Raw genomic sequence first — 24,420 nt, 5'->3', positions numbered from 1 at the left:
AGCGGACGAAAAACAGCCAGAAACAGCACGTTGAGCCAAATGTTTAAAATGACCGGCATTCGCCGGTTTTCTATATATTTCACCCTTTTTTCAAAGCAGCTTGGAGGAATGAAAATGACCATACTGAAAATATACGAGCATCCCGATCCGGTACTCGAACAGCCCGCCGGGAAAGTGACAGTTTTTGACCGGGAGCTGGCAAGGCTTCTGAAAGATATGCATGAGACCATGATCGCTTCTGACGGAGTCGGTCTTGCAGCCCCTCAAGTAGGGATTTCCAAAAGAATTGCTATTGTAGATATTGGAGACGAGTCGGGCAAAATTGAACTGGTTAATCCTAAGATCATAGAGAGCCGGGGAGAGCAAACAGGTCCTGAAGGGTGTCTGAGCTTCCCCGGACTTTTCGGTGATGTAAAGCGGGCCGATTATATAAAGGTTCATGCCTGTAACCGGAAAGGAAAACCATATACGATTGAAGCGGATGGCTTTCTGGCAAGAGCGCTGCAGCATGAGATTGACCACCTGGATGGAATTTTATTTACCAGCAAAGTGCTGCGTTATTATAAAGATGACGAGCTTGAGGAAATGGAAGGATGAACTCAATGACAAGAATTGTTTTTATGGGAACACCGGATTTTTCGGTGCCGGTTTTAAGAAAACTAATCGATGAAGGCTACAATGTAGTGGGAGCAGTGACTCAGCCTGACCGGCCTAAAGGGCGGAGAAAAGAACTGACGGCGCCACCTGTAAAAACTGAAGCACTGAAAAACGGCATAAAAGTGCTTCAGCCTGAAAAAATCCGCAATCCGAAGGAACTGGATGAAGTCCTGTCGCTGCAGCCGGACTTGATCATTACAGCAGCCTTCGGCCAAATACTTCCGAAAGAACTGCTGGAAGCACCGAAGCATGGCTGCATCAACGTACATGCATCGCTGCTCCCTGAATTGCGCGGTGGGGCTCCGATACACTATTCGATTCTTCAGGGAAAAGAGAAAACGGGCATTACCATTATGTACATGGCAGAAAAACTGGACGCAGGCGATATCCTTACTCAAAAAGAAGTCATGATAACCGAAGAGGACAACGTCGGCACGCTTCATGATAAATTGAGCAAAGCTGGCACTGAACTTCTTTCTGAAACGCTTCCGCTGCTCTTGGCTGGTAAGCTTAAACCAATAAAACAGGATGATTCGAAAGCAACCTTTGCTTCTAACATAAAAAGGGAGCAGGAAAAAATTGATTGGAGCAAGACGGGAGAAGAAATTTATAATCATATCCGCGGTCTGAATCCCTGGCCGGTTGCATTTACAACATTGAACGGCGAAACCATAAAAATCTGGCAAGGGGAGAAAGTGAGCAGCACCCACCCGGCAGATCCCGGCACTGTGATTGGGATTGACTCAAACGGCTTTGCCGTGGCGACAGGCAATACAACTGCAATTAAAATTACAGAACTGCAGCCTGCAGGCAGGAAAAAAATGAGCGGGGAAGATTATCTGCGCGGATCCCAGTTAGCCCCGGGATTGAGATTGGGTGAATAAATGAAAAAGAGCAATGCGAGAGAGCTCGCTGTTGAAACGTTGACTGCGATTGAGAAGAATCAGGCATATAGCAACCTGCTTCTGAACTCAACGATTCAAAAAAGCACTATGCCTCCCAAAGATGTAGCCTTATATACAGAACTCGTGTACGGGACCCTTCAAAGGAAACTGACCCTTGATTATTTTTTAAAGCCTTTTACAGTAAAAGCGAAAAAAATGGAGCTTTGGGTAAAAGTTCTGCTTAGATTATCCCTGTACCAGATGATCTATCTGGACCGTATTCCGGAGCGGGCTATTTTCTTTGAAGCGGTCGAACTATCAAAAAGAAAAGGCCATAAAGGAATAGCAGGTTTTGTAAATGGTGTCCTTCGTGCCATTCAAAGGGAGGGGGTGCCTTCTTTTGGGGAAATCAAAGATCCAGTCGAAAGACTTGCCGTGGAAACGAGTCATCCGCTATGGCTTGTTAGAAAATGGGTTTCCCAGTTTGGTATAGAAGAAACCAGGAAAATGTGTGAAGTCCACCTTAAGGCTCCTTCTGCTTCAGCAAGGGTTAACCGTATGCGAATGACTCCTGCAGAAGCAATCAGCAGCCTTCAGGAAGAATCAATTGAGGCGGACAAAGGCTTGCTTGCAGAGGATGCAGTAGCCTTTACAAAAGGAAATATTTCAAAAAGCAGGCTTTTCAAGGAAGGTCTTCTCTCCATTCAGGATGAAAGCTCCATGCTTACAGCAAGAGCGCTGCAGCCGCTGGAAAACGAGATTGTTCTAGATGCATGTGCTGCTCCCGGAGGGAAATCAACCCACCTTGCAGAGCTGATGAATGGTACGGGAAAAGTGATTTCGCTTGATTTGCATCCTCATAAAGTGCAATTAATTGCCGATCAGGCAGAACGGATAGGTCTTAATAATATCGTCCCGGAAGTCATGGATGCACGAGAGGCCGGGGAGAAGCTGCAGAAACGCGAATTTGACAAAATTCTTGTAGATGCCCCGTGTTCAGGCTTTGGCGTAATTCGGAGAAAACCTGATATAAAATATGCCAAAAATGCCGAAGATGTAAAAAAGCTCTCCAGGATCCAGCGGGAGATCTTAGAATCGGTTTCGCGTTTGCTTAAAAAAGGTGGTACACTTGTTTATAGCACGTGCACGGTTGACAAAGAGGAAAATGAAGAAGTGATTGCGGATTTCCTCGCCGCCCATCCGGAATTTGAAGAAGACACAGATTTGAACTTGTACCTACCTGAAAAGGTTCACCCATATATCAAAGGCGGAAAACTGCAAATTCTGCCGCACTACTTCGAGACGGACGGATTTTTCATCACGAGATTAAAAAAGAAGGTGTAAACATTGAATAAAACAGAAAAAGCAAAAGAAAAGAAAGCTATCGAGGCAGCAAAGCCATCGATCTACTCACTTGAGCTTCAAGATATTAAAGACTGGGTGGAAAAGAATGGGGAGAAAGCATTCAGAGCACAGCAGATTTTTGACTGGCTTTATATTAAGCGGGCTGCGTCATTTGAACAGATGTCAAACCTGTCGAAAGAACTCCGGGAGAAGCTCGAAAACGAGTTTACGCTTACGACGTTAAAAACGCTGATCCAGCAAACTTCAGGTGATGGAACCATGAAGTTTCTGTTTGAGCTGCATGACGGCTATTCCATTGAAACAGTTTTAATGAAACATGAGTATGGTAATTCCATCTGTGTTACGACACAGGTCGGCTGCAGAATCGGCTGCTCCTTTTGCGCTTCCACTCTTGGTGGATTAAAAAGAAATCTGGAAGCAGGAGAAATAGTTGCTCAGGTCGTAAAAGTACAGAAGGCTCTTGACGAACTTGGCGAACGGGTCAGCTCTGTTGTTATCATGGGGATCGGCGAGCCTTTCGACAATTACGATGAAATGATGTCCTTCCTGAAAATTATCAACCATGATAAAGGGCTGAATATCGGGGCACGTCACATTACAGTTTCGACAAGCGGGATTATACCTAAAATCTACAAGTTTGCCGATGAGCAGCTGCAAATTAACTTTGCTTTATCCCTCCATGCTCCAAATACAGAAATCAGAACCCGTCTGATGCCGATCAACAAGGCATATAAACTGCCGGATCTTATGGATTCTATCCGGTATTACGTTAACAAAACAGGCCGCAGAGTCTCCTTTGAGTACGGTTTGTTTGGCGGGGTGAATGACCAGGTGGAACATGCGGAAGAGCTGGCAGAGTTAATTAAAGGCATAAAATGCCACGTGAATCTGATTCCGGTTAACTATGTTCCGGAAAGGGATTATGTGCGCACACCGAAAGATCAAATATTTGCTTTTGAGAAAACACTTAAAGAACGCGGAGTTAATGTAACAATACGCCGTGAGCAGGGCTCTGATATTGACGCAGCATGCGGACAGCTAAGAGCGAAGGAGCGGAAAGAAGAGACGAGGTGACCTTTTTGGAGACTGCTTTTCAATCGGACGTCGGAAAAGTCCGTTCTCATAATGAGGATTGTACAGGTGTTTTTTTCAACAAGGAACAGGCGGCTTTTGCCGTCGTTGCAGACGGAATGGGAGGCCATCTGGCGGGCGATGTTGCAAGCTCGATGGCCGTTTCCGCTTTCCGTAAGCTATGGGAGGAATCTGAGGGCATTCGGACACCTGAGGATGCGGAGAATTGGCTTAAAGCGAAAATAGCAGAAGTCAACCGCGTTTTATTTGAGCATGCCCTTCAGAATCCTGAATGCAGCGGAATGGGGACAACGTTCGTGGGAGCGATTTGCACCCGTACGTTTGCTACTGTCGGCCATATCGGAGACAGTCGCTGCTACTTGTTGAATGTGAGCGGCTTTAAGCAAATTACGGAGGATCATTCCCTCGTAAATGAACTTGTGCGGTCAGGAGAAATAACAAAGGAAGACGCTGAACATCATCCGCGCAAAAACGTACTGATGAGGGCAATGGGGACAGAGCTTACCGTACAGGTTGAGATCAAATCTTTTTGTACGGAAGAAGGCGATGCTTTGCTGCTATGCTCGGACGGGCTGTCCAATAAGGTGAGCGAAGAGGAAATGCAGCGGATCCTGACAAATGGAACAGGCCTTCAGAATTCAGCTGAAGAGCTTATTCAGCTTGCGAACCTTAATGGCGGGGAAGATAATATTTCAGTTGCCATGGTCCTTATGCCTTCCGGGGATGAGGAAGGTGATTCTGTTTGCTAATAGGTAAGCGTATCAGCGGACGCTATCGCATACTCGAAGTCATTGGCGGAGGGGGAATGGCCAACGTATACCTTGCCCAGGACGTAATCCTTGAGAGGAAAGTGGCCGTAAAGGTGCTTCGTTTTGACTTTGCCAACGATGAAGACTTTATCCGAAGATTCCGGCGCGAGGCGCAATCTACTACAAGTCTTGACCATCCGAACATTGTCAGCATCTACGATGTAGGAGAAGAAAAAGGAATCTATTATATTGTAATGGAATACGTGGCAGGCACCACTTTAAAACAATACATACAAAACCGTGCACCCCTTCATCCTTCAGAAGCTCTTGATATTATGAAGCAGATTCTGTCAGCGATTGCTCATGCACATGATAACCTGATCGTCCACAGGGATATTAAGCCCCATAATATACTGATCGACCATGATGGAAGGGTAAAAGTCACGGATTTTGGAATTGCCATGGCGCTAAGCTCGGCAACGATCACCCATACGAATTCCGTTTTAGGGTCCGTGCATTACTTATCACCCGAGCAAGCGCGGGGCGGTCTTGCAACAAAAAAATCCGATCTGTATTCACTCGGCATTGTCCTTTACGAGATGCTGACAGGAAGGGTTCCATACGACGGTGAGTCCGCCGTTTCCATTGCGTTGAAGCATCTTCAGTCAGAAACGCCGTCACCTGAACGCTGGAACCCGTCCATTCCTCAAAGTATGACAAACATCATTTTAAAGGCGATGGCTAAAGATCCGTTTCACCGGTATGATTCAGCAGAGGAAATGGAAGAGGATTTACATACCGCTTTAGATGCAGCCAGATTGAATGAAAAACGTTATGTTGTTCCTGTGGATGACGATGCGACAAAAGCAATCCCGGTCATTAAGGATGAGTACCTTTCAGGAAACGGCGAAACCATTAACCACTCCCCATCTTCAGGAAAACCGGAGGCAAAGGCGGAAAAAGAGGTTAAGCCTAAAAAGAAAAAAAGCAAATTTGCGGTTTTTATCATTACCCTTTTTCTCATACTGGTGGCTGCAGGAGTCAGCGCCGTAACTTTCGTACCATCCCTGCTGCTTCCTGAGGATGTTTCAGTGCCTGATGTGACCGGTGAAGAATACCCAGAAGCGGTTAATACTCTTAGTAAAGCAGGCTTCCAGGTGACCGAGAAATCGATGGCAAGCGACGAGGTGCCTGAAAATTATGTTGTAAAAACAGATCCTGAGAACGGGAAGATGGCCAAGGAAGGATCCCTCGTAACGGTTTATCAAAGCACCGGCAAAAAAACAGCCGAAGTGGAGGATTTAACAGGGCGGGACGTTGAAACTGCCCGGAATTTTCTTGAGAGGAAAGGGTTCAGTAACGTTGTAACTGAAGAGGTTTACGATGATGAAGAAGAGGCGGGAGTAGTCATTGATCAAAGTCCATCCGCAGGAACAGATGTTATCCCTTCCGAGGATGAAATAACCTTAACGGTAAGCAAAGGCCCGGAAGAAGTTGCCGTGCAGGATTTAAAGGATTACACAAGGAACTCAGTCATTAGCTATACCCAGCAAAGCAATATCCTGCTGAAGGAAAAGGAAGAGTACTCAGATACGGTTCCAGAAGGACAGGTCATCTCCCAGAGTCCTGCTCCCGGAGAGAGCATTAAGCCGGGTGAAACCCTTGAAGTGGTCTTTTCTCTTGGAAAAGAACAGCAGGAGGTAGCTGCGGTTTCAAAAGAGATTGATATTCCTTATGAGCCTGCAACTCCCGATGAAGAGCAAGAGGTTCAAATTCTGATTAATGATGCTGAACGTTCCTTCTCAGAACCGGCCCAGACCTTTAAGATCAAAGGTCCTGAAAAACGGACAATAGAGTTTAAGATTGCACCGGGCCAAAACGCATATTATCAAGTGACCATTAACAGCAGGATCGTCAAAAACGAAACGATCCCCTATCCAGAATAAAGGAGGGAATGTATGCCGGAAGGAAAGATTGTAAAAGCATTAGCGGGGTTTTATTATGTGTTAGATGGTGAGAGGTTCGTCCAATGCAGGGGGCGGGGACTGTTTAGAAAAAACAAAATCACCCCCCTCGTCGGGGATGAAGTGGTGTATCAGGCGGAAAACGATAAGGAAGGAACGATTATCGAAGTCCTGCCCCGAAAAAATGAGCTGGTCAGACCGCCCATATCAAATGTGGACCAGGCTATCCTTGTTTTTTCAGCTATTGAACCTGCCTTCAGCACCCTGCTGCTTGACCGCTTCCTTGTCCTTGTAGAGGCCAATGGCATAGAACCGGTTATCTGCATCAGTAAAACGGACTTGATTGAAAGCGCTGAGCTTAAAGAGAACATCCTTTCTTTTGCCAGCGATTACCAAGAGGCAGGGTACCGCGTATTTCAAACATCTGCAGAAAATATGGAAGGGATTTCTTCACTTGGGCCCTTGTTCGAAGATAAAATCTCTGTGTTTGCAGGTCAGTCAGGAGTCGGTAAATCCTCGCTGCTCAATGCCATTAAGCCCGATCTGGCATTAAAAACTGATGATATCTCAAGCCACCTGGGGCGCGGGAAGCATACGACGAGGCATGTAGAGCTCATAGCGATCGACAGTGGCCTGATTGCAGACACACCGGGATTCAGTTCCTTGGACTTTACGGGTATTGAAGTGCAGGATCTTGGTCATTGCTTCCCTGAGATAAGGGAACGGGCAGGAGATTGCAAGTTCAGAGGATGCACCCACGTATCTGAGCCTAAATGTGCCGTAAAGGAAGCTGTTCAAAAAGGAGAAATTAAGGAATACCGATACACCCACTATTTAAGTTTCTTAGAAGAAATTAAAGACAGAAAGCCGAGGTATTAATGTTGGTATACATTGCCCCTTCTATATTATCAGCTGATTTTTCAAAATTAAAAGAAGAGATAGAAGATGTTGATCGCGGTGGAGCCGACTGGATCCATATTGATGTAATGGATGGCCACTTTGTACCGAACATTACAATCGGTCCTCTTATCGTTAAGGCCGTGCGCCCTGTAACCTCATTGCCTTTAGATGTGCATTTGATGATCGAAAATCCTGATCTGTACATTTCCGAATTTGCTGCAGCAGGAGCTGACATGATCTCTGTTCATGCTGAAGCTTGTACCCATTTGCACAGAACCATTCAGCTCATCAAATCAAAAGGGGTAAGGGCTGGAGTGGTTCTCAATCCGCATACCCCTTTGAGTGTACTGGACTATGTTCTTAAAGACGTGGATTATGTTTTGCTTATGACTGTGAATCCCGGATTCGGAGGGCAGGCTTTTATCCCTGAAATGCTCGGCAAAATCAGAGCGCTTTCCTCAAGGATTCAAGAGGAAGGTTTGAATGTACTCATTCAGATTGACGGGGGAGTTAACGGTGAAAATGCCGGAGCATGCATCGATGCGGGAGCACAGGTGATAGTAGCAGGGTCGGCCATATACGGGAAAGCAGACCGTAAAAAAGCGATACAAAGCATCCGTGGAGAAAGCTGAAGGGAATCACCTGTTGGTGGTTCTTTTTTAAAAAGCATTATTGGAACGATGCGCCCCGCTGCAGTCTATAATCTAAAGCGGGACGGGCAGTTGATGTACCCGGCCGTCTCACATTCTCTGCTTTGAAGCAGCTTCCTGCCTGATTACAGCCTTCCGCATCAATGTGCAGATAGCCGGGACATATCGTTCCTGCAGCGGGATTTTCTGTATTCCGTAAAGCAATGCGATTTTGCAGAACGAATAAAGAAAATTAATAAAAGGAGAGAATGGGTTGAAACTTATACATATCGTGGCTGGAGGTCCTGAGCGGCTGATACCGGATCTGCATGCAGAAAATCATAAAGACGTTTCCTGGGCCGGTGTGGACCGGGGAGTCATTTATTTATTTAATCGAAAACTTCCAATGGCAGAGGCTATAGGGGACTTCGACTCGATCTCGGATCTGGAAAGGGAAGAATTGCAATTACGGCACGAAAGGCTGAATATTTATCCCTCTGAAAAAGATAAAACCGACACGGAACTGGCCGTTGATTGGGCCATAAGCAAGAAGCCGGAAAGAATCAGAATTTTCGGAGCTACGGGGGGCAGGCTCGATCATTTTTTCGCCAATATCTATTTGCTGATGAAGGAATTTGAATCTTCTATCCCGATCGAACTCGTCGATCGCTTCAACTTTATCCGCCTGTTGCGTGCCGGCAGTCATACGATCCAAACCGAAAAAACCTATCCGTACATATCTTTTATCCCCACCGGTTCTGATGCTGAAGGACTAACCCTGGAAGGATTTAAATATCCTCTCGAAAATCGGCATATTCCATTTGGTTCCACACTATGTATTAGTAATGAACTGATTCATCACACCGGTACTGTTTCATTTAAAAGCGGCATATTAATGATGGTGAGAAGCCGGGATGAAACAAATATGAAGTGATGGGTGAATAATTCAAAAGGCCATGAGCGTGCGTGGCTATTTTAAAGGATGATTGAAAGGGCTGAGGAGGGAAATTATGAAGTTCTATACGATCAAACTGCCAAAGTTTCTGGGAGGAATTATTCGGGCAATGCTTGGTTCTTTTAAGAAGGACTCATAAACATACAGGCGAATCAGCTTGTTTTCTCTGCCGTGAAAACGAAAAGCAGCGCGATGCTCTGATAAGGGCATCTTTTTTCAGTTAGTGTTTGAAAAAAGACGGTTAATGAAAAATATCACCAAAAAAGAGGAAATGCAGGTTCCCCCTGTTCATTTCCTCTTTGGCGAGCCTTATGCAGGCTTATTTTTTGGCGATCTAATTATACGCGTTCCACTTTACCGGATTTAAGAGCGCGAGCTGAAACGTATACACGTTTTGGCTTCCCGTTAACCAGGATACGCACTTTTTGAACGTTGGCTCCCCATGTACGCTTGTTCGCGTTCATTGCGTGGGAACGTGTATTGCCAGAGCGGGTTTTTCTGCCTGTAACTACACATTTACGTGCCATATGATTCCCTCCTCACCTTGCAAAACCTCATTGAAGCAAGCGATCGATTCATTTCGGTTTGCCTGTTCCGCAGAAAGGCGCACTTCCCTGATGATTGCTTTAACGGTTAAAAATGTCTGTATTCACGAGATACCTTAATAATTTACCATAACCTTCTTTAGTATTGCAACTATTCTTTGTCAAGTTTTTTTCCTTTGCGCCTTATTTCAATTAAGGTTACAATTCGGTTTGTTAGGGGAAGGTATCATTTATAGAATCGCTTACAGCGAGAAGAAAACAGAAGCGTTCAAGAAAAATACCTTGACATACGCAATTAAGCTATGCTGTATAATAATAGAAGCCTGCAAACATGGCATGAATTCAGCCAAGCTTTCAAAATGGTGAAGCCTATAGTAAAATAGCTTTATCATGCGTGCGGCCTTCAAGACTGAGAACACGCCATCTTAAGGCTTGAGGTATATTCATTGAGCGAAAAAAGGGAGGAAATAGCATGTCCATCGAACTTACCACAAAATACGGACAAATCGACATCTCCAATGAAGTTATTGCAACGGTAGCCGGCGGTGCAGCCATTGATTGCTACGGAATTGTAGGAATGGCTACCAAAAATCAGATTAAAGATGGAATTACAGACATCCTCCGCAAGGAAAATTTCAGCAGAGGTGTCATCGTGCGTCAGGCAGAAGACAGCATTCACATCGATATGTATATCATTGTTAGCTACGGAACGAAAATTTCAGAGGTAGCACATAACGTACAGACCAAAGTGAAATATACGCTTGATCACACGGTTGGATTAGCTGTAGACTCAGTAAATATTTTCGTTCAGGGAGTTCGTGTAACGAACCCGTAGTAAGGAGGAAAAATCGTGTCAATCAAAACTTTGGACGGCAACCACTTTGCTGAAATGATTATGCAGGGTGCGAACCATCTATCCAATAATGCCAAAATGGTGGACGCCTTAAACGTCTTTCCTGTGCCTGATGGCGATACAGGAACAAATATGAACTTATCGATGTCATCAGGGGCTAAGGAAGTACAAAAAAATGTGCAGGCCCATATTGGCAAAGTCGGTATGGCTCTTTCCAGAGGGCTGCTAATGGGAGCCCGCGGCAATTCCGGCGTCATCCTTTCCCAGCTGTTCAGAGGGTTTTCCAAGTCGATTGAAGGCAAAAGCTCTATATCGGCCAGGGATTTTGCCCAGGCTTTTCAGACTGGAGTGGATACGGCTTATAAAGCTGTGATGAAACCGGTTGAGGGAACCATTCTCACTGTAGCAAAAGATGCTGCCAAAAAGGCCGTATCTGCCGCAAAAAATGAGGACGATCTTATTAAGCTGATGGAAGCCATTCTTAAGGAAGCAAAAGCTTCGCTTGAGAGGACTCCCGATCTTCTCCCTGTTTTAAAGGAAGTAGGAGTGGTTGACAGCGGAGGCCAGGGGCTGGTTCTGGTGTATGAGGGGTTTCTGGCGGAATTGAAGGGCGAAAAAGTACCGGGCACTCCAATGGCGCTGCCTTCCATGAACGACATGGTCAATGCTGAACACCACAAGAATGTTCATGCCCACATTAATACAGAAGATATCGAATTTGGGTATTGCACAGAATTTATGGTCCGCTTTGAAGAAGGGAAAAAATCGTTTTCTGAAGATCAGTTCCGTAAAGAATTAAGTGAATTCGGAGATTCTCTTCTTGTTATTTCCGATGATGAGGTAGCGAAAATACATATTCATGCAGAACACCCGGGTGAGGTGCTCTCATATGGACAAAAGTATGGAAGCTTAATCAGCATGAAAATTGAAAACATGCGCGAGCAGCACAGCAATCTTGTCAGCGAGCCGGCAAAAGCTGCACCCCAGCCTGAAAAGAAAAAGGAGAAATACGGGATCATTACCGTTTCCATGGGATCCGGGATTGCAGATTTGTTTAGAAGCATTGGTGCCTCCGAAGTCATTGAAGGCGGCCAGACTATGAATCCGAGCACAGAAGATATTGTCTCAGCCATTGAAAAAGTGAATGCGGAGAACATTATCATTCTTCCCAATAATTCTAATATCGTCATGGCGGCACGGCAGGCTGCATCAGTTGTAGAAGAGAACGTGCTGGTTATTCCTTCTAAAACGGTTCCGCAGGGGCTCACGGCGCTTTTATCCTTTAATCCAAGCGGTTCACTTGAGGATAATGAGAGTGGAATGACCGAGGCACTGGGCAGTGTAAAATCAGGACAAGTTACGTATGCAGTCCGTGACACTCAAATCGACGGATTGGATATTTCTAAAAATGATTTTATGGGAATCATGAACGGAAAAATTGTAACGAAGGATAAAGTACAGGTTCAGGCCGCCATTAAACTACTTAATGAAATGATTGGGGACGGCGATGAAATTCTGACTGTTCTTTACGGTTCCGAGACAAACGCTCAAGAGGTTGACCAGCTTATCAAGCATATTGAAACAGCTTTCAGCGATATTGAAGTTGAAGTTCATAACGGTAAACAGCCTCTTTATTCTTTCATTTTTTCTGTAGAGTAAAGATCCCGTTTGCTGAGAGACCGTCTATTTCCATGACGGTCTTTTTTTTGTTAAACGGACCTGATGACAGATCTCATGAGAAGGTCCAAACATGTTTAGCCCTTCGTTTTTCAGGAGGCATGTACACAATTTATTCAAATCTGGTAAACTGTAAGCAAACTGAAAGTTATGATGTCTGCTAACTAGAGAGGGGTACCATTCATGAAATATCGAAGTGTTTTTGATATTATCGGTCCTGTCATGATCGGCCCTTCCAGTTCACATACAGCGGGAGCTGCCAGGATTGGAAGAGTTGCGAGAAGTCTGTTTGGAAGAGAGCCGAAATGGGCTGCTGTTTCTTTCTATGGGTCCTTTGCCAAAACATACCGCGGTCATGGCACGGATGTTGCCATTATTGGGGGAATACTGGATTTTGATACGTTTGATGAGCGGATTAAGACATCCCTTCAACTGGCTGATGCGGCTGGGATGAAGGTTACGTTTACTGAAGAGGATGCGGTTATGGACCATCCGAATACTGCACGGGTCATTATTGGAGACGACCAGGGACAGCTTGAGCTCGTAGGGATTTCCATAGGCGGGGGAAAGATTGAAATTACAGAGCTTAACGGCTTCCTTCTTCAGCTCTCAGGGAACCACCCTGCCATTCTGGTCATGCATAATGACCGGTACGGAGCGATTGCAGGGGTAGCAAACGTTCTGGCTAAGCATGCCATTAATATAGGACATATGAATGTATCCCGTAAAGAAAAGGGCCAGCTAGCCCTTATGACAATAGAAGTGGACCAGAATATTGACACAGAGGTTATAGAGGAATTGAAAACGCTCCCAAATATTTTGCAAGTGACAAAAATTGCAGAATAGCAAGTTATGGGTTAAGAGAATGGAGGAATTGGCATGTTTCGTAATGTAGCAGAGCTTGTTGAATTGGCTTATAGCCGGAATTGCAAAATTTCTGAAGTCATGATTCAGCAGGAGATGGAGATAACTGGAAAAAGCAGGGAAGATCTCATTTCAATGATGGACCGCAATCTTCAGGTAATGGAACAGGCAGTGGAAAAAGGCTTATCAGGGGTAAAGTCCCATTCCGGGTTAACCGGCGGTGATGCGGTTCTGATGCAGGCCTATATAGAAAAAGGAAACTTCCTGTCAGGAGAAACCATTCTCGATGCGGTAAGCAAAGCGGTGGCCACGAATGAAGTCAACGCGGCTATGGGTACGATTTGCGCGACTCCTACAGCAGGCTCCGCAGGTGTGGTCCCCGGTACTCTTTTTGCTGTTAAGGAAAAGCTAAAGCCAACGAGAGAAGAAATGATTGAATTTCTTTTTACGTCAGGAGCATTTGGGTTCGTCGTGGCCAATAATGCTTCAATTTCCGGTGCCGCTGGAGGCTGCCAGGCGGAGGTCGGTTCTGCAGCAGGAATGGCGGCTGCAGCCATTACAGAAATGGCCGGCGGTTCTCCTGCTCAGGCAGCCGAGGCAATGGCCATTACCTTGAAAAACATGCTCGGTCTTGTCTGCGATCCGGTAGCAGGACTTGTGGAAGTTCCGTGTGTTAAAAGGAATGCAATGGGAGCGGCGAATGCAATGGTCGCTGCAGACATGGCACTCGCCGGTATAACAAGCAGGATTCCGTGCGATGAGGTCATTGATGCGATGTACAAAATTGGGCAAACCATGCCTGTTGCCTTAAGGGAAACAGCACAGGGCGGACTTGCGGCAACACCTACAGGGCGGGAGCTTGAAGCCAAAATCTTCGGAATCTCCCTCGATCGCCGTGACACCTGATCTTTTGCAGCCTGTTTCCGTGTTGAAAGGGGTAGGGGATGAGACTGCCTCTGTACTCATGGAGATGGGGATCCGGACCATTGAAGACCTGCTTGAATATTTTCCTTACAGGTATGAAGACTACCGCCTGCGGGACCTGGCTGAAGTACAGCACGATGAGAGAGTTACGGTAGAGGGGAAGGTTCATAGCGAGCCTTCTCTTGCTTATTACGGGAAAAAGAAGTCAAGATTAACGTTCAGGCTGCTGGTTGGCCGTTATCTCGTTAGTGTCATTTGCTTTAACCGGCCTTATTACAAAAAACAGCTTTCAATTAATCAAATCGTTACCGTTAGCGGAAAATGGGATAAAAACCGGCAGACGATTACTCTTCAGGATCTTTCCTTTTCTCCTCATGAGTCCAAACAGGATTTAGAGCCTGTTTATACTGTTAAGGGTTCCCTTACAATGAAGCAGCTCAGAAAGCATATGGTGAATGCCTTGAGGGAGTTTGGCAGTCAAGTACCTGAAAACCTGCCTGAACAAATTCGTCTTACTTATAAGCTGATGCAAAAGGCGGAAGCTGTCAAAACCGTGCATCTTCCTCTAAGCCATGAAGAACTGAAGCATGCAAGGAGAAGGTTTGTTTATGAGGAATTTCTGCTTTTTCAGCTGAAAATGCAGGCCCTTCGCAAAGTGCAAAGAGAGCTCTCGAAAGGAATCACCCATGAGTTTTCCGAAGAAGCTCTTAATCGCTTTATTCAAACTCTTCCTTTTACACTAACTGATGCCCAAAGCAAGGTGCTGGAAGAAATCATAGCCGATATGAAATCCCCTTACCGGATGAATCGTCTGCTGCAAGGGGATGTTGGCTCCGGAAAAACCGTTGTAGCCGCTATTTCGATGTATGCCGCCATTGTGTCAGGATATCAAAGTGCGCTTATGGTTCCCACCGAAATTCTTGCAGAACAGCATGCGAATTCTTTATCAGCACTTTTTGAGCCTCTCCATCTTAAAGTGGCCCTGCTGACAAGCTCTGTGAAGGGGAAGCGGAGACGAGAGCTTCTTGAGAGGCTGTCAAAAGGGGATATTCATATAATGGTCGGGACGCATGCTCTTATTCAGGATGAAGTGAACTTCCAAAGACTCGGTCTCGTCATTACAGATGAACAGCATCGGTTTGGAGTCGGCCAGAGGAGGGTGCTGAGAGAAAAAGGGGAGTCACCTGATGTTTTATTTATGACCGCGACTCCGATCCCGAGGACTCTCGCCATTACAGCATTTGGGGAAATGGATGTTTCTGTAATCGATCAGCTTCCCGCGGGCAGAAAAACGATTGAGACGTATTGGGTTAAGCATAATATGCTCGACAGAATACTTGGCTTTGTAGATAAAGAAGTTAAAAAAGGAAGACAGGCCTATGTGATTTGTCCATTGATTGAAGAATCGGAAAAACTGGATGTTCAGAATGCTATAGACGTCCACGCGATGCTCGTTCATTCTTTTTCCCCTGCGTGGAATGTAGGACTGATGCACGGCAGATTGCATCCAAACGAAAAAGAAGCAGTAATGAGGGAATTCAGTGAAAACAAAACACAAATACTTGTTTCCACAACAGTCGTGGAAGTCGGGGTTAATGTGCCAAACGCAACGATTATGGTCATCTATGACGCAGAACGGTTCGGGCTCTCCCAGCTCCACCAGCTAAGAGGCAGGGTCGGGAGAGGCAGCGAGCAGTCATACTGCATCCTGCTGGCAGATCCGAAATCTGAGACGGGCAAAGAGCGTATGAAAATCATGACAGAAACAAATGACGGGTTTGTTCTTTCTGAAAAGGATCTTGAACTAAGAGGGCCCGGTGACTTTTTCGGGAAAAAGCAAAGCGGGCTTCCTGAATTTAAGGTGGCCGATATGGTTCACGATTACCGGGCATTGGAAACAGCCAGAACCGACGCGGCAAAGCTTATATATTCAGGCGCTTTCTGGAAGGATCCTGAATATGAAAGGCTGAGAAAGTATCTTGAATCCACTGGGGTTCTTGAAGGGGAGAAGCTCGATTAAATCACGCTTGCATTCCGATAATTAAGATTATATACTACTATTAGTACCTAGTCATAATAGCGCGGATGGGGTAATTTATTATGAAAAGATCGAAAAAAGAAAGACAGCAGCAATTGCTGAAAACGATAAACGGCACCCCTTTTATAACGGATGAAGAACTTTCTGAAGCATTTCAAGTCAGCATCCAAACAATCAGGCTTGACCGAATGGAGCTCAGCATCCCGGAACTTCGGGAGCGGATTCGTTCTGTGGCCCAGGCATCGATGGAGGATGAAGTGAAATCCCTTCCTCCTGAAGAAATAATCGGTGATATTATCGACCTCGAATTGGACCAGAAAGCGATTTCTATTTTTGAGGTGAAAGCAGAACATGTTTTCAGCCGTAATCAGATTGCAAGAGGCCACCACTTATTTGCACAGGCTAACTCACTTGCCGTAGCTGTAATTGACGATGAGCTGGCATTAACAGCAAAGGCCGGGATCCGCTTCACCCGGCAAGTGAAAGAAGGGGAACGTGTCATAGCGAAAGCGAAAGTAGAAAGTGTAAACGAAAACGGCCGCACGAAGGTGACCGTGAACAGCTATGCAGGAAGTGAACTCGTATTTTCAGGCGAATTTGAAATGTACCGCTCCAATCAACCAACAGAAAAAGGGATGAATCACACATGAGAATTGCTATGGACGCAATGGGCGGTGACAATGCCCCTAAAACGATTTGCGAAGGAGCAGTTAAGGCTGTTGAAGCATTTACAGACATCCATGTCACTTTAGTTGGCGATGAAACTGAAATCAGCAAATACGCTTCTGCTCACGAGCGGATTAAAATTATTCATACAACCGAAGTCATTGGCGCTGAGGATGAGCCTGTAAGAGCTGTGCGGCGGAAGAAAAATGCTTCCATGGTGCTGATGGCAGAAGAAGTGAAAGAAGGCAGAGCGGATGCTTGTATATCTGCCGGAAATACCGGTGCACTAATGACAGCCGGCCTTTTTATCGTTGGCAGAATTAAAGGGATTGACCGGCCTGCGCTCGCACCTACTCTTCCGACCTTGGACGGTCAGGGGTTTCTTTTCCTTGATGCAGGGGCAAATGTTGAGGCAAAGCCGGAGCATTTGCTTCAGTATGCCGTGATGGGTTCCATCTATGCAGAGAAAGTGCGCGGGGTGGAAAATCCAACCGTTGGCCTGCTGAATGTTGGGACAGAAGATAAAAAAGGGAATGAACTGACCAAACAGGCCTTTCTGAATCTGAAAGACTCTGGATTAAATTTTAAAGGCAATGTTGAGGCGAGGGATCTTCTGGAAGGAGCAGCTGATGTTGTCGTAACGGATGGTTTTACCGGAAACGTAACATTAAAAACGATAGAAGGGACTGCGATGTCTGTATTCTCAATGCTTAAAGCAGCGTTAACGAGCAATTTCACCTCAAAACTCGCAGCAGCCGTATTAAAGCCAAAACTAAGAGAAATCCGCTCGCAAATGGATTACTCTGAATATGGCGGAGCTGCGCTATTCGGTCTCAATGCTCCGGTTGTCAAGGCGCACGGTTCCTCTGATGGGAATGCCATTTATAATGCCATCCGGCAAACGCGGGATATGATATTAAATGATGTGTCCGGCACCATTCGCACAGCCATTGCTGAGCGTCAAACCGACTAAGAACGGAGGAAGTAAAATGTCCAAAATCGCATTTGTTTTCCCCGGACAGGGTTCACAGACAGTAGGCATGGGGGAGGATTTTGCCGCACAGACCCCTGAAGGGAAAGAAATTTTTGACAAAGCGGACGAAATCCTGGAGGATCAGCTGACAAAAATCATGCTCCAGGGCCCTAAAGAAGAATTAACTCTTACATATAATGCCCAGCCAGCCCTTGTCACAGCAAGCATTGCAGCCTGGAAGCTGCTTGATCAGGAGGGGATAAAGCCGGATTTCACAGCCGGCCACAGCCTGGGCGAATACTCTGCTCTCGTTGCCTCAGGAGTCTTGACTTTTGAAGATGCGGTTCTTGCCGTCCGCAGGCGCGGAGAATTTATGAATGACGCGGTGCCTTCCGGCAAGGGAGCGATGGCAGCAATTATGGGGATGGAATCCGAGCCGCTCCGTGAAATAACGGAGAGCACTACAGCGGATGGTGATTCAGTTCAGATCGCTAACCTGAACTGCCCGGGCCAGATTGTCATCTCCGGAACAGCAAAGGGAGTGGAGCTTGCTTCAGCCAAAGCGAAGGAAGCCGGTGCTAAAAGAGCCATTACGCTAGACGTCAGCGGTCCTTTTCATTCTGAGCTAATGAAGCCTGCTGCAGATAAACTGAAAGCGGTCCTTGATGAAATGACATTAAAGGATGCAACGATCCCAGTGATTCCGAATGTGACGGCTCAGCCGGAAACAGAAAGCAGCCGGATCCGTGAACTGCTGATCAGGCAGCTTTACTCCCCGGTAAGGTGGGAGGAAACCGTAAAAGCTTTGATTGAAAATGGAACTACTGTTTTTGTCGAAATCGGTCCGGGAAAGGTCCTTTCAGGGTTGATTAAAAAAATTGACAGAAGTGTGAAAATCCTGTCAGTTTCAGACATGGACTCACTGAAAGCTGCTGTAGAAGCCTTAAAGGAGGAAGTATGATGCTGGAAGGAAAAGCTGCACTCGTTACAGGGGCTTCTAGAGGAATTGGCCGTGTTATAGCGCTTGATCTGGCAAGGAACGGTGCTGACGTTGCGGTAAACTTTGCAGGAAATGAAGCAAAAGCCGAAGAAACGGTCAAGGAAATTCAGGCACTGGGAAGAAAAGCCATTGCCATCAAAGCGGATGTATCCAATTCAGAAGCAGTTAAAGAGATGATTAAAGATACGATCAGTGAATTCGGAACGCTTGATATTCTCGTTAATAATGCAGGCATTACGAGAGACAATCTGCTGATGAGAATGAAAGAAGACGAATGGGATGATGTTGTCAATACAAACTTAAAGGGTGTTTTTCTTTGCACGAAAGCTGCCACAAGACAAATGATGAAGCAGCGAAGCGGGCGCATCATCAACATCACATCAGTTGTCGGTGAAACCGGTAACCCGGGCCAGGCTAACTATACTGCAGCAAAGGCCGGTGTGATTGGTTTAACAAAAACATCAGCAAAAGAGCTGGCATCCAGAAGCATTACGGTTAATGCCGTTGCTCCCGGCTTTATTTCTACCGACATGACAGAAAAATTGGGTGACGATGTCAAAGAAGCAATGCTAACGCAGATCCCGCTTGCAAAATTCGGAGAAGGGGAGGATATCGCTAATCTGGTCACCTTCCTGGCAAGCGGCAAAAGCGGCTATATAACCGGGCAGACGTTCCACGTAAACGGCGGAATGTTTATGTAGGGATATTTCCAAAATCAAACTGGTCTTTTGACCGCGGATTGACTATAATACTTTGAGGGGAGGTGAATGCAATGGCAGACGTTTTGGATCGCGTAACGAAGATCATCGTCGACCGCCTTGGTGTCGATGCTTCTGAAGTTAAAATGGAGTCTTCTTTTAAAGATGACTTGGGAGCAGATTCCCTGGATGTAGTTGAGCTTGTAATGGAACTTGAAGATGAGTTCGATATGGAGATTTCTGATGAAGATGCAGAGAAAATCGCTACAGTGGGTGACGCAGTTAATTACATACAGAGCCAGGCGTAAAGTATGTTGAAGTCCCGCTATGCGGGGCTTTCTCCCGTTCATACAGGGGGAAAGCCGCCCAATTGTTTTGGTGATGATGGAGGTAGTTATGCAAAAGCATACACATTATAAAGAGAGAAGAAATTTTGCTAAGAAAGCAGCGGAGTTCAAGCAGTTCCAGGAGAGAATCGGCCAGGTTTTCTCTAATGAAAAGCTGCTGTACCAAGCGTTTACCCATTCATCGTATGTGAATGAGCATCGAAAAAAACCTTATGAAGATAACGAGCGTCTGGAGTTTTTAGGAGATGCTGTTCTTGAACTGACAGTTTCCCGATTTTTATACATGAAGTATCCGACCATGACGGAAGGTGACTTAACGAAGCTTCGGGCAGCAATCGTTTGTGAACCCTCACTCGTCTCTTTTGCCGGCGACTTGTCATTCGGCAATCTGATCCTTCTTGGTAAAGGCGAGGAAATGACAGGCGGAAGAGCAAGACCTGCGCTTCTTGCTGATGTTTTTGAAGCCTTCATAGGAGCGTTATACCTGGACAAAGGTCTGGATCCGGTCGTTGCTTTTCTTGAAAAATATGTATTTCCTAAGGTGAACGAAGGTGCTTTTTCTCATGTGATGGATTTCAAAAGCCAGCTTCAGGAACTGGTGCAAAGAGATGGCAGAGGGCCGCTGGAATACAAAATTCAAACGGAAAAAGGACCTGCACACAGCAGGGAATTTGAAGCCGTCGTAGCACTTGAAGGAACAGTGCTTGGAACAGGCATGGGCCGTTCGAAAAAAGAAGCTGAGCAGCATGCCGCCCAGCAGGCTCTTGGAAAAATGCAAACCAAAACTTGATTTTATATAGGCTGACCCAGCTTGAAAACTCTGCCTGCCGGCCAAGATGGATGCAGACAGAGCCGCAAAGCCGGTCAGTCTTTTTTTGCAGTCCGCGTCAATGGCTGCACGGCCGGCATGTTGCCTGCGGCTGTGAAGAGCCTCCTGATACGGAAAGCTCCTGCTGATGACCGCGTCTTTCATGACGGACGGCTGTCCTCAGCTTTTCTATTTTTACATAAAGGATTGTGTTAAAATATGTTTGAATTTAATAAGTGTAAGGAGGAATCTGAATGTTCCTCAAACGATTGGATATAGCAGGGTTTAAATCCTTTGCTGACCGCGCAAGCGTAGATTTTGTCAAAGGTGTAACAGCCGTAGTTGGACCAAACGGAAGCGGAAAAAGCAATATTACCGATGCGGTGCGGTGGGTGCTCGGCGAACAATCTGCTAAATCACTGCGGGGCGGCAAAATGGAAGATATCATTTTTGCCGGAAGTGATACGAGAAGAGGTCTGAACCTCGCCGAAGTTACGCTGACCCTTGATAATGAGGATCAGTTTCTGCCGATTGATTATCATGAAGTAAGCATTACAAGGAAGGTTTTCCGCTCTGGTGACAGCGAATATTTTATTAATAAACAACCATGCCGGCTGAAGGACATCATCGACCTGTTTATGGACTCAGGACTGGGGAAAGAAGCCTTTTCGATTATCAGCCAAGGGAAAGTTGAAGAGATCCTGAGCAGCAAAGCAGAAGAACGCCGCAGTATTTTTGAAGAGGCGGCAGGGGTATTAAAATATAAAACGAGAAAAAAGAAAGCAGAGCATAAATTAGCTGAGACCCAGGACAATCTGAACCGTGTCCAGGATATTCTGCATGAGCTGGAAGGACAGGTGGAGCCGCTTAAAGTACAGGCCTCCATCGCAAAAGATTACCTGGATAAAAAAGAAGAACTTGAACAAATTGAAGTGGCTCTGACTGTCCATGATATTGAAGAGCTTCACCGGAAATGGACCAATCTATCCGAGGCAGCAGAAAGCGGGAAAGAGAAAGAAGCCGCTCTGGCAGAAGAGGTTCTCCGTAAAGAGCAAGCCATCAGTGAAACAAGGAGCAGCCTTTCAAAGCTTGACGATACAATTGACAGCCTTCAGCAAGTGCTCCTTCAGACGAGTGAAGAGCTTGAAAAGCTTGAAGGAAAAAAAGAAGTCCTGAAGGAAAGAAGGCGGAATGCACAGCAAAACCGGGGTCAGCTTGAGCAGCTGATTCAGGAGCTCAGCTGTAAGATAGAGCACCTTAAAAAAGAACGAAAAACCGAAGAAGAAAAAGAAGCACGGCTCGCTGCCGAGATGAAGCAGTCTCAGGCACTTGTGAGAGAAAAGCAAGCCCTGCTGGATGCTCAAAGCGGAAATGTAGATCAGGAGATCGAACAGCTCAAAAGCGATTATTTTGATATCTTAAATCAGCAGACATCTGCCCGCAATGAATCGGCATACATAACCGAACAGCAAAGACTTCAGTCGATAAAAAACGAGCGTGCCTCTGACAGCAACAGCAAGTATCTGGAGGAGAGACTTGCGCTTGCGGAGGAAAAAGACAACCTTAAAGCACAGTTTACGAATATAGAAGCCAAAATGGATGAACAGATCCGGACATACCGCCATGCCCAGAAAAAGCTCGAGGCAGACAGGGAGACTTACAGCAAAAGAGAATCAGCATTATACAAAGCCTATCAATTTCTCCAGCAGATCCGTTCCAGGAAAGAAATGCTTGAAGCGATGCAGGAGGATTATTCCGGATTCTATCAGGGAGTTAAAGAGATATTAAAGGCAAGGGAGCAATTCGAGGGGGTTCATGGTGCGGTTGCTGAGCTTCTTAAAACAAAAAAGGAGTATGAAACGGCAATTGAAATTGCACTTGGGGCTGCATCCCAGCATATTATCACAGCAGATGAAATAGTTGCCAGAAAAGCAATCAGCTACTTAAAGCAGCATTCATTTGGCCGTGCAACTTTTCTTCCCTTATCTGTGATGAAAAGCAGAAAAATCGGCACAGCTGATAAATTGAAGCTGAAAGAGCATTCTTCTTTTATAGGAATTGCATCAGAGCTTGCTGAATATGACCCCCGCTTCGGAGCAGTCATGGAAAACCTCCTCGGGTCTGCAGTGGTTGCAAAGGACTTAAAGGGGGCGAACGAGCTCTCAAAGCTCCTCCAATTCCGCTACCGGATCGTGACGCTTGATGGAGACGTAGTAAACCCGGGCGGGTCTATGACCGGGGGAGCCGTCAAACAAAAATCCGGCTCACTTTTAAGCCGCAACAGGGAAACGGAAGCGATTGCCGGGCAGCTCGCTGAAATGGAAGAAAAAACAGCGAAGCTTGAACACGAAGTGAAAAGTCTGAAATCCGGAATTCTCGGCCAGGAGCAGCAGGTAGAGGATCTGAGGGTCAAAGGTGAAAAACTGCGGCAGGAGCTTAACTCCGCTCAGACATCATTAAAAGAAGCGGAGTGGAAGGAGAAAAACGTCAACGACCACCTTTCCATATATGACGCTGAGAAGGAGTCGTTTGAATCAGAACGGGAAAAAAACCGTTCACGGTTAGAAGAATTAACCTCACTCATTGAAACATCTGCAGAAAAGCTAAAAGAATTGGATCAGGAAATCGGCCGCCTGTCTTCGCTGAAAAACACTCAGCAGGAATCAAGGGCCGGCCTTCAGGATGAAGTAACAGAACTAAAAGTCATTCTTGCCGGAAAACAGCAGGCATACGAGAATGTATCTGAAAAAACAAGCCGCCTTAAAGCGGAACTGGCAGATCGCTCGAAGCGGCTGAAGGAAGCGGAAGAAGATTTTTCGCTATTGGCGACAGAGGTCAGCTCAAACACGAGCGGAGAGCAAATTCTTTCAAATGCATCTGAGGAAAAATTAAACGAAAAAAACAGAACCATCCAGATGATTGCTGAGCGAAGAACCGAACGGACGAATCTGCAGGAGCAGGTCGAGTCCATGGAAGCGGAACTGAAGGAAAGTTCCCGGATCTATAAGCAAATGGCTGACTGGCTTAAGGACGAACAAGTGAAAATTACCCGTCTTGATATCGAGCTGGACACGAAACTGAATCATCTTCGCGAGGAATACCTGCTCACGTTCGAAAGGGCGAAAGAAAAACATGTGCTCTCTATGGAGCCTGATGAAGCAAGAAAAAAAGTCAGACTCATTAAACGCGGCATAGAAGAACTCGGAACCGTAAACCTCGGAGCCATTGATGAGTATGAGAGGGTATCAGAACGATATCAGTTTCTTCACGATCAGCGTGAAGATCTGCTAGAAGCTAAAGACACCCTTCATCAGGTTATTGATGAAATGGATGACGAGATGAAAAGGAAGTTTTCCGGAACGTTTGAACAGATCCGTTCCCACTTCGAATCGGTTTTTCAAGCATTGTTCGGAGGCGGACGGGCTGAACTAAGGCTTTCCAATCCGGAAGACCTCCTGAATACCGGAGTGGACATTGTGGCACAGCCGCCGGGTAAAAAGCTGCAGCATCTAAGTTTGCTTTCCGGGGGAGAGAGAGCACTCACAGCCATTGCCCTGCTGTTCTCGATTCTTAAAGTAAGGCCAGTCCCGTTTTGCATTCTCGATGAAGTGGAAGCGGCGCTTGATGAAGCCAATGTGTACCGGTTTGCCCAGTATTTAAAACAATTCAGCCACGAAACCCAGTTTATCGTCATTACACACCGCAAGGGCACCATGGAAGAGTGTGATGTGCTGTACGGGGTTACGATGCAGGAATCCGGAGTATCCAAACTCGTATCGGTCCGGCTGGAAGATACGAAGGAATTTTCTACAACAAAGTGAAGGGACGCTGA

23 protein-coding genes are annotated in these 24,420 nt (G+C 46.0%); 22 read left to right on the top strand and 1 reads right to left on the bottom strand.

Annotated features, from left to right (window positions below; genetic code table 11):
• Positions 1-114 precede the first annotated feature (114 nt).
• From def to spoVM, 10 genes are all read left to right on the top strand, one after another.
• The gene (gene def, locus ACQCVE_RS03960; RefSeq protein ID WP_426844500.1) at positions 115-597 is read left to right on the top strand and encodes a peptide deformylase; all 483 of its coding nucleotides are present in this window, start codon (positions 115-117) and stop codon (positions 595-597) included.
• A gap of 5 nt (positions 598-602) precedes the next feature.
• Positions 603-1,541: a methionyl-tRNA formyltransferase gene (gene fmt, locus ACQCVE_RS03955; protein ID WP_426844499.1), complete on the top strand. Its 939-nt coding sequence runs from the start codon at positions 603-605 to the stop codon at positions 1,539-1,541.
• Positions 1,542-2,885, top strand: a complete 1,344-nt coding sequence (gene rsmB, locus ACQCVE_RS03950) for a 16S rRNA (cytosine(967)-C(5))-methyltransferase RsmB (protein ID WP_426844498.1) — start codon at positions 1,542-1,544, stop codon at positions 2,883-2,885. It begins immediately after the preceding gene.
• Positions 2,886-2,888: 3 nt separating this feature from the next.
• A complete protein-coding gene (gene rlmN, locus ACQCVE_RS03945; protein ID WP_426844497.1) occupies positions 2,889-3,980 on the top strand; it encodes a 23S rRNA (adenine(2503)-C(2))-methyltransferase RlmN in 1,092 nt (363 codons plus the stop codon).
• Positions 3,981-3,985: 5 nt separating this feature from the next.
• Complete coding sequence (locus ACQCVE_RS03940; protein ID WP_426844496.1) at positions 3,986-4,747, top strand: Stp1/IreP family PP2C-type Ser/Thr phosphatase; 762 nt, start codon at positions 3,986-3,988, stop codon at positions 4,745-4,747.
• Entirely contained in the window at positions 4,741-6,693 is a 1,953-nt protein-coding gene (pknB, locus tag ACQCVE_RS03935) for a Stk1 family PASTA domain-containing Ser/Thr kinase (protein ID WP_426844495.1), read from the top strand. Before ACQCVE_RS03940 ends, pknB begins: the two co-directional genes overlap by 7 nt.
• A 12-nt stretch (positions 6,694-6,705) precedes the next feature.
• Positions 6,706-7,590: a ribosome small subunit-dependent GTPase A gene (gene rsgA, locus ACQCVE_RS03930; protein WP_426861695.1), complete on the top strand. Its 885-nt coding sequence runs from the start codon at positions 6,706-6,708 to the stop codon at positions 7,588-7,590.
• A 2-nt stretch (positions 7,591-7,592) separates the two neighbouring features.
• Entirely contained in the window at positions 7,593-8,243 is a 651-nt protein-coding gene (gene rpe, locus ACQCVE_RS03925) for a ribulose-phosphate 3-epimerase (RefSeq protein ID WP_426861774.1), read from the top strand.
• A 271-nt stretch (positions 8,244-8,514) separates the two neighbouring features.
• Positions 8,515-9,174, top strand: a complete 660-nt coding sequence (locus ACQCVE_RS03920) for a thiamine diphosphokinase (protein ID WP_426844493.1) — start codon at positions 8,515-8,517, stop codon at positions 9,172-9,174.
• A 76-nt stretch (positions 9,175-9,250) separates the two neighbouring features.
• The gene (spoVM, locus tag ACQCVE_RS03915) at positions 9,251-9,334 is read left to right on the top strand and encodes a stage V sporulation protein SpoVM (RefSeq protein ID WP_426844593.1); all 84 of its coding nucleotides are present in this window, start codon (positions 9,251-9,253) and stop codon (positions 9,332-9,334) included.
• Positions 9,335-9,533: 199 nt separating this feature from the next.
• Here spoVM and rpmB read toward each other — a convergent pair whose 3' ends face one another.
• Positions 9,534-9,722, bottom strand: coding sequence for a 50S ribosomal protein L28 (gene rpmB, locus ACQCVE_RS03910; protein ID WP_426844492.1), 189 nt, complete (start codon positions 9,720-9,722; stop codon positions 9,534-9,536).
• A gap of 490 nt (positions 9,723-10,212) precedes the next feature.
• Here rpmB and ACQCVE_RS03905 point away from each other — a divergent pair, with 490 nt between their 5' ends.
• The 12 genes from ACQCVE_RS03905 (at position 10,213) to smc (ending at position 24,409) form a co-directional block, all read left to right on the top strand.
• Entirely contained in the window at positions 10,213-10,575 is a 363-nt protein-coding gene (locus tag ACQCVE_RS03905; protein ID WP_426844491.1) for an Asp23/Gls24 family envelope stress response protein, read from the top strand.
• Positions 10,576-10,590: 15 nt separating this feature from the next.
• Positions 10,591-12,252, top strand: coding sequence for a DAK2 domain-containing protein (locus ACQCVE_RS03900; RefSeq protein ID WP_426861693.1), 1,662 nt, complete (start codon positions 10,591-10,593; stop codon positions 12,250-12,252).
• Between the two features lie 201 nt (positions 12,253-12,453).
• Positions 12,454-13,116: an L-serine ammonia-lyase, iron-sulfur-dependent subunit beta gene (gene sdaAB / locus ACQCVE_RS03895; protein ID WP_426861691.1), complete on the top strand. Its 663-nt coding sequence runs from the start codon at positions 12,454-12,456 to the stop codon at positions 13,114-13,116.
• 33 nt (positions 13,117-13,149) lie between these two features.
• Positions 13,150-14,040, top strand: a complete 891-nt coding sequence (gene sdaAA / locus ACQCVE_RS03890; RefSeq protein WP_426844488.1) for an L-serine ammonia-lyase, iron-sulfur-dependent, subunit alpha — start codon at positions 13,150-13,152, stop codon at positions 14,038-14,040.
• On the top strand, positions 14,030-16,078 hold the full coding sequence (gene recG / locus ACQCVE_RS03885; protein ID WP_426861772.1) for an ATP-dependent DNA helicase RecG: 2,049 nt from the start codon (positions 14,030-14,032) through the stop codon (positions 16,076-16,078). Before sdaAA ends, recG begins: the two co-directional genes overlap by 11 nt.
• Before the next feature lie 80 nt (positions 16,079-16,158).
• A complete protein-coding gene (gene fapR / locus ACQCVE_RS03880) occupies positions 16,159-16,746 on the top strand; it encodes a transcription factor FapR (RefSeq protein ID WP_426844487.1) in 588 nt (195 codons plus the stop codon).
• On the top strand, positions 16,743-17,735 hold the full coding sequence (gene plsX, locus ACQCVE_RS03875) for a phosphate acyltransferase PlsX (RefSeq protein ID WP_426844486.1): 993 nt from the start codon (positions 16,743-16,745) through the stop codon (positions 17,733-17,735). The genes fapR and plsX overlap by 4 nt, the downstream gene beginning before the upstream one ends.
• Positions 17,736-17,751: 16 nt before the next feature.
• Positions 17,752-18,696, top strand: coding sequence for an ACP S-malonyltransferase (gene fabD, locus ACQCVE_RS03870; protein ID WP_426861689.1), 945 nt, complete (start codon positions 17,752-17,754; stop codon positions 18,694-18,696).
• Complete coding sequence (gene fabG, locus ACQCVE_RS03865) at positions 18,696-19,436, top strand: 3-oxoacyl-[acyl-carrier-protein] reductase (protein ID WP_426844484.1); 741 nt, start codon at positions 18,696-18,698, stop codon at positions 19,434-19,436. The genes fabD and fabG overlap by 1 nt, the downstream gene beginning before the upstream one ends.
• A gap of 71 nt (positions 19,437-19,507) precedes the next feature.
• A complete protein-coding gene (gene acpP, locus ACQCVE_RS03860) occupies positions 19,508-19,741 on the top strand; it encodes an acyl carrier protein (RefSeq protein ID WP_426844483.1) in 234 nt (77 codons plus the stop codon).
• An 88-nt stretch (positions 19,742-19,829) separates the two neighbouring features.
• Positions 19,830-20,570 carry a ribonuclease III gene (gene rnc, locus ACQCVE_RS03855; RefSeq protein WP_426844482.1) on the top strand — a complete coding sequence of 247 codons (741 nt, stop codon included), beginning with the start codon at positions 19,830-19,832 and terminating at the stop codon, positions 20,568-20,570.
• A gap of 272 nt (positions 20,571-20,842) precedes the next feature.
• Positions 20,843-24,409, top strand: coding sequence for a chromosome segregation protein SMC (gene smc / locus ACQCVE_RS03850; RefSeq protein WP_426861687.1), 3,567 nt, complete (start codon positions 20,843-20,845; stop codon positions 24,407-24,409).
• The last annotated feature ends 11 nt before the right edge of the window (positions 24,410-24,420 follow it).

This window comes from Metabacillus sp. 113a (genome assembly GCF_050107635.1).
GTDB lineage: Bacteria > Bacillota > Bacilli > Bacillales > Bacillaceae > Metabacillus_B.
This window is presented reverse-complemented; position numbering and strand designations above follow the sequence as displayed.

What these genes read in the sequence shown, in the direction of transcription:
- ACQCVE_RS03905 (WP_426844491.1), top strand. Translation starts at nt 10,213, where the DNA reads ATGTCCATCGAACTTACCACAAAATACGGACAAATCGACATCTCCAAT.
- fabG (WP_426844484.1), top strand. Translation starts at nt 18,696, where the DNA reads ATGCTGGAAGGAAAAGCTGCACTCGTTACAGGGGCTTCTAGAGGAATT.
- rnc (WP_426844482.1), top strand. Translation starts at nt 19,830, where the DNA reads ATGCAAAAGCATACACATTATAAAGAGAGAAGAAATTTTGCTAAGAAA.
- fabD (WP_426861689.1), top strand. Translation starts at nt 17,752, where the DNA reads ATGTCCAAAATCGCATTTGTTTTCCCCGGACAGGGTTCACAGACAGTA.
- fmt (WP_426844499.1), top strand. Translation starts at nt 603, where the DNA reads ATGACAAGAATTGTTTTTATGGGAACACCGGATTTTTCGGTGCCGGTT.
- fapR (WP_426844487.1), top strand. Translation starts at nt 16,159, where the DNA reads ATGAAAAGATCGAAAAAAGAAAGACAGCAGCAATTGCTGAAAACGATA.
- sdaAB (WP_426861691.1), top strand. Translation starts at nt 12,454, where the DNA reads ATGAAATATCGAAGTGTTTTTGATATTATCGGTCCTGTCATGATCGGC.
- smc (WP_426861687.1), top strand. Translation starts at nt 20,843, where the DNA reads ATGTTCCTCAAACGATTGGATATAGCAGGGTTTAAATCCTTTGCTGAC.
- sdaAA (WP_426844488.1), top strand. Translation starts at nt 13,150, where the DNA reads ATGTTTCGTAATGTAGCAGAGCTTGTTGAATTGGCTTATAGCCGGAAT.
- rpmB (WP_426844492.1), bottom strand. Translation starts at nt 9,722, where the DNA reads ATGGCACGTAAATGTGTAGTTACAGGCAGAAAAACCCGCTCTGGCAAT.
- rsgA (WP_426861695.1), top strand. Translation starts at nt 6,706, where the DNA reads ATGCCGGAAGGAAAGATTGTAAAAGCATTAGCGGGGTTTTATTATGTG.
- spoVM (WP_426844593.1), top strand. Translation starts at nt 9,251, where the DNA reads ATGAAGTTCTATACGATCAAACTGCCAAAGTTTCTGGGAGGAATTATT.
- plsX (WP_426844486.1), top strand. Translation starts at nt 16,743, where the DNA reads ATGAGAATTGCTATGGACGCAATGGGCGGTGACAATGCCCCTAAAACG.
- acpP (WP_426844483.1), top strand. Translation starts at nt 19,508, where the DNA reads ATGGCAGACGTTTTGGATCGCGTAACGAAGATCATCGTCGACCGCCTT.
- rsmB (WP_426844498.1), top strand. Translation starts at nt 1,542, where the DNA reads ATGAAAAAGAGCAATGCGAGAGAGCTCGCTGTTGAAACGTTGACTGCG.
- def (WP_426844500.1), top strand. Translation starts at nt 115, where the DNA reads ATGACCATACTGAAAATATACGAGCATCCCGATCCGGTACTCGAACAG.